The organism is Sphingomonas aerolata (assembly GCF_003046295.1).
Taxonomy (GTDB): domain Bacteria; phylum Pseudomonadota; class Alphaproteobacteria; order Sphingomonadales; family Sphingomonadaceae; genus Sphingomonas; species Sphingomonas aerolata.
This window is the reverse complement of sequence record NZ_PZZN01000001.1, coordinates 1,590,701-1,605,219: the sequence shown is the minus strand read 5'-3', so window position 1 is coordinate 1,605,219 and position 14,519 is coordinate 1,590,701. Positions and strand designations below refer to the sequence as shown.

Genomic DNA, 14,519 nt, shown 5'->3' with positions numbered 1-14,519 from the left:
CAGCAACCAGACCGTGTGGCCGTTCGCTGCGGTGACACCCCTCTAGGGCCCATCCCCAATCCCGTCAAACGCAAATTTCACTTTTATGGCAATTTTCTTCATTTCGACCGGCTTACGCCCCCAGGCAGCCCGTGTGAGCCGTGCAGGGCATGCCGACAACGCCCCCGCGTGCCAGCAAGGGACGGGACGCGGCATCTCTCGGTAGCTTTCTTAAGTGCTTGTGAAGCGCAGGCGATTATAGGGCCGGTCCGATGACCACGCCGATTCCCAGCGCCCCGCCGGCGGCAGACCCGCTGGCGGACCGGCCGCCCGACGGGCCGATCGACGGCTTGGCCGCCCCGGCGCCGCTCGGCGGGCAGGTCCGCAGTGCGCTGATCTGGCGGTCGGGAAGCCAGATCGTCGCGCAGCTCGTCCAGTGGAGCGCCACCTTCCTGGTGATCCGCATCCTCGCCCCCGCCGATTACGGGCTGTTCGCGATGTGCCAGGTGATCCTGACCTTCATGGCGATGCTCAACGGCTATGGGCTGGCGAGCGGGCTGATCCAGCAGGCGACGATCAGCCGCCACGAGGTGCGCCAGCTCTTCGGCATGCTGATCCTGCTCAATGCGACGCTAGCCGCGGCGCAGCTGGTGCTCGCGCCGCTTGCCGCCGCCTATTACCGCCAGCCGGTCGTCGCCGACATGCTGCGCGTCCAGGCGCTGCTCTATCTCACCACGCCGTTCATCGCCTTGCCCTATGCCCTGCTGTCACGCGCGATGGATTTTCGCCATCAGGCCAAGGCGAACATCACCGCCTCGATCGCCTCGGCAAGCACCGCGCTTGGCGGCGCGCTCTATGGCCTTGGGGTATGGACGCTCGTCATCGCCCCGCTCGTATTGTTCGCGGTGCGGGGCGCGATGATGACGTGGAGCGCACGGTCGCTGGTCTGGCCGAGCTTCGACTTTCGCGGCGCGGGCCGGCTCGCGCGCTATGGCGGGGTGATGGCGGCGAGCCAGCTCTTCTGGTTCCTGCAGAGCCAGGCCGATGTGTTCATCGCCGGGCGCCGGTTCTCGCCGCACGTGCTCGGCATCTACACGACCAGCCTGTTCCTCACGCAGATCTTCGTCAGCAAGTTCGTGCCGCCGCTCAACGAGGTCGCCTTTTCCGCCTATGCGCGGATGCAGGCGGATCCCGACGCGATCGGGCGGGCGTTCGTGAAGGGCGTGCGGCTGGTGATGATCGTCGCCATGCCCTTCTATCTCGGGCTCGCGGTCACCGCCGAGCCGCTGGTGCTGACCGTGCTCGGCGAGAAATGGGTCGAGACCGCACCGATCGTCCGGCTGCTCGCGCTGGCGATGCCGTTCATGACGCTCCAGGTGCTGCTGACCCCCGCCTCCGATGCGCGCGGGCGACCGGGTATCGGCGTGCGCAACGGCGCGACCGGCGCGGCGATCCTCAGCACCGCGTTCCTGATCGGGGTTGAGTGGGGGCCGACCGGGCTCGGCCTCGCCTGGATCGCGGCCTATCCGCTGTATTTCGCGATCAGTGCGTGGCGGAGCCTGCCGGTGATCGGCGTGCCCGCACGTGCGGTCGCCGGCGCGGTCGCGTCGCCCGCGCTGGCCGCGATCGCGATGGCGGTCGCGGTCTGGCTGGTCGATCAGCGCCTGCCAGTGCTCGATCCGGTCTGGCGCCTCGCGGTGCTGCTCGCGGTGGGCGGCACGGTCTATGCAGGCTGGATGCTCGCCTTCGCGCGCGCGGCGCTCGGCGAGCTCGTCGCGGTGCTGCGCAAACGTCCCGTTGCGGCCTGATCGAACCTGCTGCCTGATCAGGTCCGCGGGTCAGGCGGACTGGATATAGGCGCGCATCGCCGCGGCATCCGCCTCGATCCGGTCGATCCGGAATTTGACGAGATCGCCGATCGAGACGAAGCCGACGAGCTGATCATGGTCGATCACGGGCAGATGCCGGATCCGCCGCTGAGTCATCAGCGACAGCGCGCCGATCACCGATTCGGTCGGCGCGACCGATTTGACCGCGCGCGTCATCACGTCGCCGATCCGCTGCGTCAGCGCCCCCGCGCCCTTGGCCTGCAGGCAATGGATCACGTCGCGTTCGGAAAATATCCCGACCACGCGGCCGTCGTCGAGCACCGGCGCCGCGCCGATCCGCTGTTCCGCGAGCATCGCCACCGCGTCCGCGACGCTCGCATCGGGGTGCAGCGACAGCACCATGTCCGCCCGCGTGCCGTCACCGGTCCGCCGCTTGGTCTCGAGGATCGTCGCGATCGTCATCTCCGCCTCTCCTTGTCGCGTCTCCATGCGCGCGGCTTGAGAAAACCATGTTTGCGCGGCAATGAAAAGCGATGACCGATCCTTCTGCCGAGACACCGACCGGACTCGACGATCCACATTATGCCGCGTTCGCCTGGGGCCGGTTCCGGACGATCATGGCGTGGATGATACTGGCGGCAGCGATCTGCGCCGCGGGCGTCATCGTCGCGATGGCGCATCTTCAAGGGGCGCTGCACCTCGTGACGATGCTCGCGATTCTCGGCGGGGTCGGCGGATCGGTGATCATGGCCGGGCTGTTGATGGGGCTCGTCTTCCTGAGTTCGGGCAGCGGCCATGACGAGGACGTGACCCGGATCGACTAGCCGTCCGGGCGATGCGCGCGGCCGAGGGAGGAAACGAAAAAGGCCGGTACCGCAGCGTTGCGGTACCGGCCTTTTTTGATCCTGCTGTGTGGCGCGACGATCAGCCGGCCTCGACCTCGTCGGTGGCGGCGCGGACGCGACGGCGACGCGGCTTTTCCGCGGCTGCGCCGTCCGCCGAAGCGTCGGCAGCGGGTGCCGAGGCCGAGATGCCGAGCGATGGCGGCAGGCGGTCTGCGTCGAACGCCGCGGGTGCGGCATCGTCCGTGGCGACCGGCGCGTCGAGACTGCGGTCGCGACGCGGGCGACCACGACGGCGGGGCTGCTCCTCGCCCGAACCGTCCGACGCGGGCGCCGGGGCGCTCACGGCCGCAACGTCGACCGGCTCGCCCGTGAACTGGGGCGCGGACGACCGGTCGTCGGACGTGGCTGCGTCGGGCGTGGCCGGCGTAACGCTGCGCGCAGCGCCGTCGTCCGCGCGCTCGCCCTGCTGCTCGGACTCGGCCTGGACCGGACGCGCGGCGCGTGGCGTACGGCGGATGGTGTCGCGGCGTGGGGCCTCGCGATACTCGTCACGGCCCTGGTTTTCGCGGGGCTGGGTCTCGCGCTGCTGGCCCTGCTCGTCACCGGGCTGCTCGTCGCGCGACTGCGTCATCCGCGGGCCACGGGGCTCGCCACGCTGACCGTCGTTACGTTGGCCCTCGTTGCGCTGACCCTCGTTGCGGTTCGCATCGTAGCGTGGGCGATCGTCGCGCTGCGAGCGGTCGTCGCGGCCTTGACCATCACGGCCCTGGTTTTCGCGGCCCTGATTCTCACGGGGCGCGCGAGCGTTCGAATACTGGCCATTGGAGTGGCCGCCATTCGCCATCGCCGCCTGGTCGCCGGATCCCTGCTGGCCGTTCTGCTGCCCGTGCTGCTGCCCGTTATGCTGGCTGCCCTGCTGCTCGCCCGAGCGGATCGGTTCGCCCTCGTCGCCATAATCGTCGTCGCCGTCGAGATCGAACGGCTGCTGGCGGCGCGGCTGCTGCTGCTGCGCCTGGGGCTGGCTCTCTTCGAAGCGCGCGCGGGTCTCGCTCAGTACGCGGAAATAATGATCCGCGAACTGCAGATAATATTCGATGTTGACGCGGTCGCCCTGCATCTGCGCGTCGCGCGCCAGATTCTTGTACTTCTCGTACAATTGGCTCGCGTTGCCGCGCGCGCGGCTGTCGATGCGGTTGCCCGTGTCGCGGCCACCCTGGCCACCACCACCGCCGCCGCCCTGGCGTTGACCGCCACCGCCGCCATTATTATTGTTGCCACGACCGCGACGGCGGCCGGCTTGCCGGTTGTTGATCAAGCTTGTGTCCTCAGTCGTCGAACCAAAATCTGGTCGTGCTCCGAAATGCGGTGCAAACCCCCCGCCGCGCACCGATAACGATGCGTCGGACTTGCCAGGGCCGCCGGACTGCAGCGACTTTAAGGCGAAGGATGCGGGTCAACGCTCAAAAACGACCAAGTTGTCGAGATTGCGTGCCCCTGCCCACGTGATAGCGGCCCGGAAGGGCCTCCCACAAGCGAAATATGCGGCGGCAGGCCATAATCGTCAAGTCGCGCCGGTCATCGCGCGAGCAGGACGCGCGGGTTTCCGCCATAATCATGATGTAGCGCAACATGCAGCCCCTCTGCCTCGAGCAGCACCGAGACCGGCACCGCCTGCGTCGCGCCGATCTCGATCACCGCCGCGCCGCCGGGTGCGATCAGCGCGGGGAGCTGCGCCGCGAGGATCCGGTAATCGTCGAGCCCGTCCGCGCCTGCGAACAGCGCCGCGTGCGGTTCGTGATCGCGGACCTCGGGCGGCAGCGTCTCGGCGGTACCGATATAGGGCGGGTTGGCGAGGATCAGGTCGAACCGCCCCTCGATCGCGTCCGCCCAGCTGCCGCGCAAAAACTGCGCACGGTCCGCCATGCCGAGCGCCGCCGCATTGGCGCGCGCATAGCCGAGCGCCTCCGCCGAAAAATCGATGCCGAGACCGCGCGCGGGCCATTCGTCGAGCGCGGCGAGCAGCAGCGTGCCGGGGCCGGTGCCGAGATCGAGGATGGTCGCAGGCGCACCGCCGGCAAAATGCGCCTGCGCGGCGATCAGCAGCGTCTCGCTGTCGGCGCGGGGCACCAGCGCCCCCGGCCCGACCGCGACATCGATCGACCAGAAGCCGCGCGTGCCGGTGATATAGGCGATCGGCTCGTGCCCGAGACGACGCGCGACCAGCGCCGCGAAGCTGGCGGGGACGGCGTAGCGGTCGGGATCGAGCAGGATCGCGTTCCGCTCGACGCCCAGCGCATGCGCCATCAGCAGTTCGGCGTCGAGGCGGGGGGTGGTGGAGAAGGCAAAGCGCGCGGCCGCGGTGGCGATCGCTGCGCTTACCCCCCCGCCCGCTTGCGGGAGGGGGCTGGGGGGTGGGCTCACGCTCACCGCGGTCGCACCGTCGGCGATGTGTCGAACAACTCCAGTGCCCCGCCCGTATGGAACCGGCCGCGCGCCCACCCCCCGGCCCCCTCCCGCTTGCGGGAGGGGGGGGAGAAGGCAACCTCAGCCATCCAGCTGCGCCAGCCGGTCCGCCTCGTCCTGCGACACCAGCGCACCGATCAGCTCGGCCATATCGCCCGCGACGATTTCCGGCAGCCGGTGCAGCGTCAGGTTGATCCGGTGATCGGTCACGCGGCCTTGCGGGAAATTATACGTCCGGATCCGCTCCGAGCGATCCCCCGACCCGACCATCGACTTGCGCGCACCCGCGCGCTCGGCATGCAGCCGGTCGCGCTCTGCCTCGTAGAGCCGCGTCCGCAGCACGCGCAAAGCCTTCGCCTTGTTCTTGTGCTGCGACTTCTCGTCCTGCTGGATCACCGTCAGCCCGGTCGGGATATGGACGATCCGCACGGCAGAGTCGGTCGTGTTGACCGACTGACCACCCGGCCCCGACGAGCGATAGACGTCGATGCGCAGGTCCTTGTCGTCGATCTTGACGTCGACCTCCTCCGCCTCGGGCAGCACCGCGACGGTCGCCGCCGAGGTGTGGATCCGGCCGCCCGCCTCGGTCGCGGGCACGCGCTGGACGCGGTGGACGCCGCTTTCGAACTTCAGTTTCGCGAACACGCCCTGCCCCGTGACGCTGGCGACGACTTCCTTGAATCCGCCCGCGTCGGACGACGATCCCGAGATCATCTCGACCCGCCAGCCCTGCGATTCGGCATAACGCTGGTACATCCGGAACAGATCGCCCGCGAACAGCGCCGCCTCGTCCCCGCCCGTCCCGGCGCGCACCTCGAGCATCGCCGAGCGCTCATCGGCGGAATCGCGCGGCAACAAGGCGAGCGCGAGCTTGCGGTCCGCGGTCTCGAGCAGCGTGCGATTCTCGTGCAGCTCCTCGGACGCCATCGCGCGCAGCTCGTCATCGGCATCCTCGGCCATGAAGGCGAGGCTCTCTGCCTCCTGCCGCAGCCGCCGCACCTCGGTCGCGGCCTGCGCGACGGGTTCGAGCTCGGCATATTCCTTCGACACCGCGACGAAGCGGTCCGACGGCAGGTCGCCGGTCGACATCAGCGCCTGCAACTCGTCCCGCCGCGCCTCGATCGCGCGGATGCGGTCTGGGGAGATCTGGGTCATGCGGACGCTCCCTCTTGCGTCATCCCAGCGAAAGCTGGGATCCAGGGTGACCGGGCGGAGCCTTCATGGCGCTGGATCCCGGCCTGCGCCGGGATGACGGGGAGGCTCAACGCAGCGCCTCCGCCAGATCGGCGAACGCGACCTCGGTCTGCGTGCCGGTCGCGAGCGCTTTCACCGCGCCCACGCCCTTGGCGAGCTCGTCATCGCCGAGGATGATCGCAAACCGCGCGCCGAGCGCATCCGCCTTCGCCATCCGCGCCTTCATCTTGCCCTTATAGGCCATCTCGACCGCGACGCCCGCACGCCGCAGATCCGCGACGATGCCGGTCGCGCGCGCTTCGGCCGCGGCACCCATCGGCACGACCACCGCATCGATCCCCGCCGCCGCCGGCTCCTCCAGCAGCATCGCCAGCCGCTCGACCCCCGCCGCCCAGCCGACACCCGCCGTCTCGGGCCCGCCGAGCGACCCGATCAACCCGTCATAGCGCCCACCGGCCAGCACCGTCCCCTGCGACCCCAGCCGATCGGTCACGAATTCGAACGCGGTGTGCCGGTAATAATCGAGCCCGCGGACCAGCCGCGCATTGCGCTCCCACGCGACGCCCGCGGCATCGAGCCCGGCGGTCACCGCGTCGAAGAACGCGCGCGCCTCGGGCGTCAGATACGCGTCGATGTCGGGGGCGCTGTCCGCGATCGGGCGGTCCTTCGGGTCCTTCGAATCGAGGATCCGCATCGGGTTCTTCTCAAGCCGCGTCAGGCTGTCTTCGGACAGCTCGCCGCGATGCGCCTCGAAATGCGCGACCAGCGCCGCGCGCCATGCCTCGCGCGTCTCGGCATCGCCCAAAGTGTTGAGCTGCAACGTCACGCCGTCGGCAATGCCGAGTTCGCGCAGCAACTGGTCCGCCAGCACCAGCAGCTCGACGTCCGCCGCGGGTTCGGCCGCGCCGATCACCTCGGCATCGATCTGGTGGAACTGCCGGAACCGGCCCTTTTGCGGGCGCTCGTAGCGGAACACCGGGCCGCTCGTCGTGATTTTCAGCGGCGCGAACTGCTGCCAGCCCTCGGTCAGATAGGCGCGCGCGATGCCGGCGGTGAATTCGGGGCGCAGCGTCAGCGAATCTCCGCCGCGATCCTCGAATGTGTACATCTCCTTCGACACGACGTCGGTCGTCTCGCCGAGCGAGCGCGCGAACACCGCAGTGGATTCGAACACCGGGATGTCGATCCGCTGAAAGCAATACAGCGCACGCACGCGTTCGAAGGTGCTGAGAACATGCGCGAAACGGCGCTGCTCGTCGCCGAAGATGTCCTGAGTGCCGCGGATGCGACGCGGGGTTTCTGTTCTGGCCATGATGCGCGCGTATCTAGGCGACGTGCCCGCGAAGCGCTAGCGCCGTCACATGAGCAACGACGTCCGCTATTGGGGGCTCGGCCGGCGCATCGCCCCGCCGCGCTTCGTGCTGTTCGCATGCGTCTTCGCGATCGGCCTCGTCGCGCTGATCCCCCGACTGGGGCTGGGCCGCGGCACGATGGCGGCGTTCGATATCGCCGCGGTCCTGTTCCTCGCCACCGTCGCGACGCTGTTCGGCAACGCCACCGCGGAGCGGATGCGGCGCTATGCGGACGAGAACGACGCCAACCGCGCGGTGCTGCTCGCGTTCAGCGGGACGATCCTGATCGTCGTGCTGGTCGCGGTGGCGAAGGAATTGCAGGGCAAGACCGATCTCGTCGCGATTTTGATCTCGGTCGCGACCCTGGTGCTCGCCTGGCTGTTCTCCAACATGGTCTACACGCTGCATTATGCGCACCTGTTCTACAGCGACGCCGCGGATGGCAGCGACGCGGGCGGGCTGGATTTCCCGTCCTGCGCCGAGCCCGATTACTGGGACTTCGCCTATTTCGCCTTCACGCTCGGCATGACCTTCCAGACCTCCGACGTCGAGATCACGTCGCGGCGGGTGCGCAAGGTCGCGCTGGGCCAGTGCATGGCCGCGTTCGTCTTCAACATCGGCGTGCTCGCCTTCACGATCAACGTGCTCGGCAGCAGCTGACGCGGGTCCTCCCGTCATTCCTCTTCCGTCATCCTGACGAAAGTCAGGACCCAGAGCCAGACACGCCACCGCCCGTAACCCTGGGTCCTGACGTTCGTCAGGATGACGGGAAGAGGTCATGGTGACCGGGTGAACTATACACCCCGGCAAAGGGCTGGACGACTGCCCTTTCTGCCGCTTACACCTTGACCATCGTCTCTCTGCCGGAAGGCCTTTTCCTTGATCCGCAAGCTTCTCGTCGCATCCCTGCTCGCGTCTGCACTTCCCGCGGTCGCGCAAGTCCCCGCCGGCAACACCGCCCCGCAGCCGGTGCCGTTCGTCGACACGATCCCCGCCGCACAGGACACGCCCTATCCCGGCACGATCCTGCTCGACATCGACGCGACCGATACCGAGCGCGGCATCTTCCGCGTGAAGGAGACGATCCCCGTCGCCAAATCGGGCAAGATGGCACTGCTCTTCCCGAAATGGCTGCCCGGCAACCATGCGCCACGCGGCGAGATCGAGAAGCTCGCCGGGCTGGTGATCCGCGCGAACGGCCGGATCCTTCCCTGGACGCGCGATCCGGTCGACGTCTACGCCTTCCACATCGACGTCCCCGCGGGCACCAAACAGCTCGACGCGACCTTCCAGTTCATCTCCGCGACCAAGGCGGACCAAGGCCGTGTCGTCATGACCCCGACGATGATCAGCCTCCAGCCGAACTCGGTCAGCCTCTACCCCGCCGGCTATTATACGCGTCAGATCCCGGTGAAGATGACCGTCACCTATCCGACCGGCTGGACCGCCGCGGGTGCGGTCCCCGCCAAGGTCTCGGGCGCGACCTATGCCTATGACCGGACCAATTACGAGATCCTCGTCGATTCGCCGATCCTCGCGGGCAAATACGGCAAGGTCTGGCCCTTGAGCCCGAAGGTCGACCTCAACGTCTTCGCCGACACCCCCGACCAGCTCGCCGCCAAGCCCGAGCAGATCGACGCGCACAAGCGGCTCGTCGACCAGGCCGCGCGCACCTTCGGCGCCGAGCATTATGATCATTACGAGTTCCTGCTCTCGATCACCGACCAGCTCGGCGGGATCGGCCTCGAACATCATCGCAGCTCGGAAAACGGCGTCCGTCCCGGCTATTTCACCGAATGGGAGACGGGCGCGTCGGCACGCAACCTGCTGCCGCACGAATTCACGCACAGCTGGGACGGCAAGTTCCGCCGCGGCGCCGACCTGTGGACGCCCGATTTCCGCACGCCGATGCGCAACTCGCTGCTCTGGGTCTATGAGGGCCAGACGCAGTTCTGGGGCTATGTGCTCCAGGCGCGCTCGGGTCTGGTCAGCAAGCAGGACACGCTCGACGGCTATGCCTCGATTCTCGGCACCTACGACACCGCGCAAGGTCGCCAGTGGCGCCCGCTGATCGACACCACCAACGATCCGGTCATCTCGTCGCGCCGTCCCAAGGGCTGGACCAGCTGGCAGCGCTCGGAGGATTACTACAACGAAGGGCTGATGGTCTGGATGGAGGTTGACGCGATGCTCCGCCAGAAATCGGGCGGCACCAAGTCGATCGACGATTTCGCGCGAGCATTCTTCGGCATCCGCAACGGTGACTATGGCGAGGTCACCTACACGTTCGACGACGTGGCCAAGACGCTGAACGGCATCCTGCCCTATGACTGGGCCGGCTTCCTCAACACGCGGCTGACCGAGACGGGCAAGCCCGCGCCGATCAACGGCTTTGCGATGAACGGCTACAAGCTGGTCTATGGCCCCGTGCAGAGCCCGTATCTGAAGCAGGCGGAGAAGAGCCGCGGCACCGATGTCAGCTATTCGCTCGGCTTGGTGATGAACAAGGACGGCGTCGTGACTGCCTCGATCTGGGACAGCCCCGCGTTCCGCGCCGGGATCGACGTCGGCACCGAAATCGAGGCGGTCAACGGCGAGTCCTACTCGTCGGACCGCATGAAAGCGGCAATTCTGGCGGCCCAGGGCACCAAGCTGCCGATCCGTCTGACTGTAAAAAACAACGAGCGATTCCGCGACGTCTCGCTCGATTACCATGACGGCCCGCGCTATCCGCGGCTCGAGAAGGTCGGTACAGGTGACGGCGGACTGGACAAGTTGCTGATGCCGCGCTGACAGTTCCGATATTTTTCCGGTGCCGGCCGCCTCCCCAAGGGGAAGCGGCCGGCACCGCCATTTCTGAAAGGACCGCCATGCGTATCGACCTCATCCCGACGGGCAAGAACCCGCCCGAAGACCTGAACGTCATCATCGAAGTCCCGACCGGCGGCGAGCCCGTGAAGTACGAGTTCGACAAGGCATCGGGCGCGCTGTTCGTCGACCGCATCCTGCACACGCCGATGCGCTACCCCGCCAATTACGGCTTCGTGCCGCACACGCTCAGCCCCGATGGCGATCCGCTCGACGCGCTCGTGATCGCGCGCTCGCCGTTCATCCCCGGCTGCGTCGTCCGCGCGCGCCCGATCGCGGTGCTCAACCTCGAGGACGAGGCCGGCGGCGACGAGAAGCTCGTCTGCGTCCCCGTCAACGACGTGTTCCCCTATTATTCGAACGTCGGCGGCCGTGCCGACGTGCCCGAGATCGTGTTCGAGCAGATCGAGCATTTCTTCACCCACTATAAGGACCTCGAGAAGAAGAAGTGGGTCCGCGTCGGCAAGTGGGGCGATGCCGAGGAAGCCAAGCGCATCACGATCGAGGCGATCGAGCGCTACGAAGAGGCCAAGAAGCAGGGCGACGAGCCCATGAACGCGGACGACGCCGCAGGCCGCTGATTACAAAAGACCGAAGTCGAAGCGGCGCGCACCCGGCGCGCCCTTCGACTGCGCTCAGGGCGAACGGAGCCGCGAACTACGCCCCCCCGTTCGTGCTGAGCGAAGTCGAAGCACCTGCCCCGCCCTCGCCCAGCCGCCCCGCCCTTACGGCGCCGGCCGCTCCGCCTGTGCTTCCGCCAGGTACAGCGAGAACAACCCCGCCGGATCGGTCCATTCGCGGATCGGCGTCCACCCGCCCGACCGCAACAGGATCCGCGCATCGCGCGACCCGTATTTGTGGCTGTTCTCGGTGTGGATCGTCTCGCCCGCGGCGATATCGAACGGCCGCCCCTCGATCGTGAACGCGGCATCGCGCTGCGCCTCGAGATGCATCTCGATCCGCGCGCGGTCGTCGTTCCACACCGCCTTGTGCCGGAACGCCTCGATTGGCACATCGGCGTCGAGCTCGCGGTTGATCCGCTCGAGCAGGTTCATGTTGAACGCCGCGGTTACGCCCTGCGCATCGTCATAGGCGGGGACCAGCACCGCCGGATCCTTGATCCGGTCCATCCCGATCAGCAGCATCGCCCCGATCCCGAGCGACGCGCGCATCGCCTTCAACAGGTCGACCGCCATCAGCGGGATCATGTTGCCGATCGTCGACCCCGGAAAGAAGCCGAGCTTGGGCGTGTCCTCGATCGTCTTCGGCAATGCGAGCGGCCGCATGAAATCCGCCTCGAACGGCAGGACCAGCAGCTCGGGGAACTGCGCCGCAAGCACACGCGACGATTCCCGCAGGAAATCGCCCGAGATATCGATCGGCACATAGACCGACGGCGCCACCGCGCTCAGCAGGATCGGCGTCTTGGTCGACGACCCCGACCCGAATTCGACCACCGCACGTCCCGCGCCGGCAATCTCGGCGACCTCGGGACAGGCGGTCTCGAGGATTGAGCGCTCGGTCCGCGTCGGATAATATTCGGGCAGGTCGGTGATCGCCTCGAACAATTCGGAGCCGCGCCGGTCGTAGAACCAGCGCGCCGGGATCGCGCGCGGCCGCCGTTCCAGCCCGGCGAGCACGTCCGCCCGGAAGGCGGGGTCGGCCAGGCTCTGCTCGCCGTCTTCGATTTCACGCTTCAACATCAGATATCCTTGGCGAGCCGGACGCCGGTGAACTGCCAGCGCTGGTGCGGGTAGAAGAAATTGCGGTAGCTCGCGCGCGCATGGCCGCGCGGCGTCGCGCAACTCCCGCCGCGCAGCACGAACTGGCCGCTCATGAACTTGCCGTTATACTCGCCGACCGCACCCTCGACCGCGCGGAAGCCGGGATAGGGGCGATAGGCGCTGCCCGTCCATTCCCAGACGTCGCCGAAAAAGGCCGGGTCGCCGGCGCGTGCCGGCCGCGGCTCGACCGGGCCCGCCGCATCCATCTGATTGCCGCCATCGCCGGCATAGTCCGCCGCAACGGCCTCCCATTCGGCCTCGGTCGGCAGCCGCGCGCCGGCCCAGCTGGCATAGGCGTCCGCCTCGTAGAAGCTGACATGCGTGACCGGCGCCGCCGGATCGATCGCGCGCCGCCCGTCGAGCCCGAACCGCGTCCAGCCGCCGTCGCGTTCTTCCCAGTACATCGGCGCGACGATGCCTTCGGCCTTCACCCAGGCCCAGCCATCGGCGAGCCAGTGACGCGGCTCGCTATAGCCGCCATCGGCGATGAACGCCGCCCATTCGCCATTGGTCACCGTCCGGTCGGCGATCGCGTGGCGCGCGAGCAGCGTGTCGTGCCGCGGCGTCTCGCAATCGAACGCGAAGCCGTCGCCGTCATGCCCCATCCGCGCGATCCCGGCGTCGCGTTCGATCCAGCCGATCGCGCCCGGCATCTCGACCGGCACCTTGCGCGGCGCGGCCCAAACCGCGGGTTCGAGCGGATTTTCCGAAAACAGGTGAAGGATGTCGGTCACCAGCAATTCCTGGTGCTGCTCCTCGTGATGGCAGCCCAGCGCCACCAGCTCGCGCGCCGCCTCGGGCAGGTCGGGCAGCGCCGCGATCAGCGCCGCATCGACATGCGCGCGGTACGCCCGGACCTCGTCGAGCGTCGGCCGCGTGATCATCCCGCGCCGGTCGCGCGCATGCCGCCGCCCTTCCGCCTCGTAATAGCTGTTGAACAGGAACGGGAAGCGCTCGTCGTGCAGCCGGTAGCCCGCGACGTGATCGCGCAGCACGAACGTCTCGAAGAACCAACTGGTATGCGCGAGATGCCATTTGGTCGGCGACGCGTCGGGCATCGACTGCACCGTCGCATCCGCATCCGACAGCGGCGCGGCCAGCGCGATCGACAGGTCGCGCACGGCCGTGAAACGGGCACCGAGCGCGTCCGTGTCAGGCAGGGTCACGGGATCATGGGTGGGGACGGGGTTCGGCATCGACTGTCCTCGTGCGGGCGATGCACGCGGCATGGCCCCTTATAAAAGGATGCAGCGATACGGAGCGCTATCCGCGCGTTGCCCCCGGTCGCCAAAGAACGTCGCTCGCCCCGTTTTGGTTCACCGCACGCGCGGCGACGAACAGGAAATCCGACAGGCGGTTAACATACGCTAATGCCAGCGGATTGATCGGGTCGTCGACCGCGACCACCGCGCGCTCGGCGCGGCGCGTGATCGCGCGCGCCAGATGCAGCGCCGCAGCGCCCGGCGATCCGCCCGGCAGGATGAAGCTGGTCAGCGGCGCCATCTGCGCGGTCATCGCGTCGATCTCGCCTTCGAGCCGCTCGACCTGCGAACCGATGATCCGCAGCGTCATTTCCGACGGCGCGAAATCCTCGCCCGGCGTCGCGATGTCCGCGCCGAGATCGAACAGGTCGTTCTGGATCCGCTCGAGCGCTCGGCCAAGCGGATGATCGCCCAGCACCACCGCGGCCACGCCGATCGCGCTGTTCGCTTCGTCGACATCACCGATCGCCTGCATCCGCGGGCATGCCTTGGACACGCGCGATCCGTCGACCAGCCCGGTGGTCCCCGCGTCGCCGGTCCGCGTGTAGATCTTGTTCAGCTTTACCATGACGTTACGCCCTTCGGGCTCAGGTCCGGCCCGCGGCGAACAGGATCAGCACGACGATCAGGATCGCGATCGCCTGAAAGAAAATGCGCTGTTGCATCATCCGGTTCGATTTCAGCGACGCGGCGCTCGGCCCCCCGTCCTTCACCTGCGCCGACTGGTCCTGCAGGAACGTCACCACCCCGCGCACCAGAGCAACAAGCGTCGCGATCATCGCCGCGATCAGGAGGATGACGAGGAAGGTGTTCATGACGACAATCTAGGCATGCGCGCCCCGCCCCGCAATGGCCGTTCCGCCGGTCGCCGGACAAGCCTCGAAACGGGCGGAATTCTACGCTGACAGCCCCGATCTTCCCGGCTAGCATCGTGACAAATGGG

Annotated in this window: 14 protein-coding genes; 5 read left to right on the top strand and 9 right to left on the bottom strand. The window is 67.8% G+C overall.

The annotated features are described in order from the left end of the window. Positions 1 to 251: 251 nt before the first annotated feature. A complete protein-coding gene (locus C8J24_RS07410) occupies positions 252 to 1,787 on the top strand; it encodes a lipopolysaccharide biosynthesis protein (RefSeq protein ID WP_107931325.1) in 1,536 nt (511 codons plus the stop codon). 30 nt (positions 1,788 to 1,817) lie between these two features. Here the strand turns inward: C8J24_RS07410 and C8J24_RS07405 are convergent, their stop codons facing one another. Beyond that, complete coding sequence (locus C8J24_RS07405) at positions 1,818 to 2,270, bottom strand: CBS domain-containing protein (RefSeq protein WP_031394021.1); 453 nt, start codon at positions 2,268 to 2,270, stop codon at positions 1,818 to 1,820. Between the two features lie 71 nt (positions 2,271 to 2,341). Between C8J24_RS07405 and C8J24_RS07400 the strand changes: the two genes are divergently transcribed. After that, entirely contained in the window at positions 2,342 to 2,632 is a 291-nt protein-coding gene (locus C8J24_RS07400; protein ID WP_031394022.1) for a hypothetical protein, read from the top strand. A gap of 100 nt (positions 2,633 to 2,732) precedes the next feature. Here C8J24_RS07400 and C8J24_RS07395 read toward each other — a convergent pair whose 3' ends face one another. The 4 genes from C8J24_RS07395 to hisS form a co-directional block, all read right to left on the bottom strand. Continuing rightward, on the bottom strand, positions 2,733 to 3,968 hold the full coding sequence (locus C8J24_RS07395; protein ID WP_107931323.1) for a DUF4167 domain-containing protein: 1,236 nt from the start codon (positions 3,966 to 3,968) through the stop codon (positions 2,733 to 2,735). A 260-nt stretch (positions 3,969 to 4,228) separates the two neighbouring features. Further along, a complete protein-coding gene (gene prmC / locus C8J24_RS07390) occupies positions 4,229 to 5,074 on the bottom strand; it encodes a peptide chain release factor N(5)-glutamine methyltransferase (RefSeq protein WP_107931492.1) in 846 nt (281 codons plus the stop codon). A gap of 123 nt (positions 5,075 to 5,197) precedes the next feature. Then, positions 5,198 to 6,271, bottom strand: coding sequence for a peptide chain release factor 1 (gene prfA, locus C8J24_RS07385; RefSeq protein ID WP_107931322.1), 1,074 nt, complete (start codon positions 6,269 to 6,271; stop codon positions 5,198 to 5,200). A gap of 106 nt (positions 6,272 to 6,377) precedes the next feature. Next, the gene (gene hisS, locus C8J24_RS07380) at positions 6,378 to 7,622 is read right to left on the bottom strand and encodes a histidine--tRNA ligase (RefSeq protein ID WP_056672879.1); all 1,245 of its coding nucleotides are present in this window, start codon (positions 7,620 to 7,622) and stop codon (positions 6,378 to 6,380) included. 49 nt (positions 7,623 to 7,671) lie between these two features. Between hisS and C8J24_RS07375 the strand changes: the two genes are divergently transcribed. From C8J24_RS07375 to ppa, 3 genes are all read left to right on the top strand, one after another. After that, complete coding sequence (locus C8J24_RS07375) at positions 7,672 to 8,322, top strand: DUF1345 domain-containing protein (RefSeq protein WP_031393173.1); 651 nt, start codon at positions 7,672 to 7,674, stop codon at positions 8,320 to 8,322. 219 nt (positions 8,323 to 8,541) lie between these two features. Continuing rightward, complete coding sequence (locus C8J24_RS07370) at positions 8,542 to 10,455, top strand: M61 family metallopeptidase (protein WP_107931320.1); 1,914 nt, start codon at positions 8,542 to 8,544, stop codon at positions 10,453 to 10,455. Between the two features lie 77 nt (positions 10,456 to 10,532). After that, positions 10,533 to 11,111, top strand: a complete 579-nt coding sequence (gene ppa, locus C8J24_RS07365; RefSeq protein WP_031393175.1) for an inorganic diphosphatase — start codon at positions 10,533 to 10,535, stop codon at positions 11,109 to 11,111. Between the two features lie 144 nt (positions 11,112 to 11,255). On the opposite strand, the gene egtD is transcribed toward ppa, so the two are convergent. The 4 genes from egtD to C8J24_RS07345 form a co-directional block, all read right to left on the bottom strand. Further along, a complete protein-coding gene (gene egtD / locus C8J24_RS07360) occupies positions 11,256 to 12,233 on the bottom strand; it encodes an L-histidine N(alpha)-methyltransferase (protein ID WP_107931317.1) in 978 nt (325 codons plus the stop codon). Beyond that, positions 12,233 to 13,510, bottom strand: coding sequence for an ergothioneine biosynthesis protein EgtB (gene egtB / locus C8J24_RS07355; protein WP_107931315.1), 1,278 nt, complete (start codon positions 13,508 to 13,510; stop codon positions 12,233 to 12,235). Before egtB ends, egtD begins: the two co-directional genes overlap by 1 nt. Positions 13,511 to 13,577: 67 nt before the next feature. Next, the gene (locus tag C8J24_RS07350; protein ID WP_107931313.1) at positions 13,578 to 14,144 is read right to left on the bottom strand and encodes a cob(I)yrinic acid a,c-diamide adenosyltransferase; all 567 of its coding nucleotides are present in this window, start codon (positions 14,142 to 14,144) and stop codon (positions 13,578 to 13,580) included. 19 nt (positions 14,145 to 14,163) lie between these two features. Then, a complete protein-coding gene (locus tag C8J24_RS07345; protein WP_031395690.1) occupies positions 14,164 to 14,391 on the bottom strand; it encodes a twin transmembrane helix small protein in 228 nt (75 codons plus the stop codon). Between the last annotated feature and the right edge of the window lie 128 nt (positions 14,392 to 14,519).

Coding starts and splice junctions, on each gene's coding strand:
- C8J24_RS07405 (WP_031394021.1), bottom strand. CDS start 2,270: ATGACGATCGCGACGATCCTCGAGACCAAGCGGCGGACCGGTGACGGC.
- C8J24_RS07400 (WP_031394022.1), top strand. CDS start 2,342: ATGACCGATCCTTCTGCCGAGACACCGACCGGACTCGACGATCCACAT.
- egtD (WP_107931317.1), bottom strand. CDS start 12,233: ATGTTGAAGCGTGAAATCGAAGACGGCGAGCAGAGCCTGGCCGACCCC.
- C8J24_RS07350 (WP_107931313.1), bottom strand. CDS start 14,144: ATGGTAAAGCTGAACAAGATCTACACGCGGACCGGCGACGCGGGGACC.
- C8J24_RS07345 (WP_031395690.1), bottom strand. CDS start 14,391: ATGAACACCTTCCTCGTCATCCTCCTGATCGCGGCGATGATCGCGACG.
- prfA (WP_107931322.1), bottom strand. CDS start 6,271: ATGACCCAGATCTCCCCAGACCGCATCCGCGCGATCGAGGCGCGGCGG.
- C8J24_RS07375 (WP_031393173.1), top strand. CDS start 7,672: ATGAGCAACGACGTCCGCTATTGGGGGCTCGGCCGGCGCATCGCCCCG.
- C8J24_RS07410 (WP_107931325.1), top strand. CDS start 252: ATGACCACGCCGATTCCCAGCGCCCCGCCGGCGGCAGACCCGCTGGCG.
- egtB (WP_107931315.1), bottom strand. CDS start 13,510: ATGCCGAACCCCGTCCCCACCCATGATCCCGTGACCCTGCCTGACACG.
- ppa (WP_031393175.1), top strand. CDS start 10,533: ATGCGTATCGACCTCATCCCGACGGGCAAGAACCCGCCCGAAGACCTG.
- hisS (WP_056672879.1), bottom strand. CDS start 7,622: ATGGCCAGAACAGAAACCCCGCGTCGCATCCGCGGCACTCAGGACATC.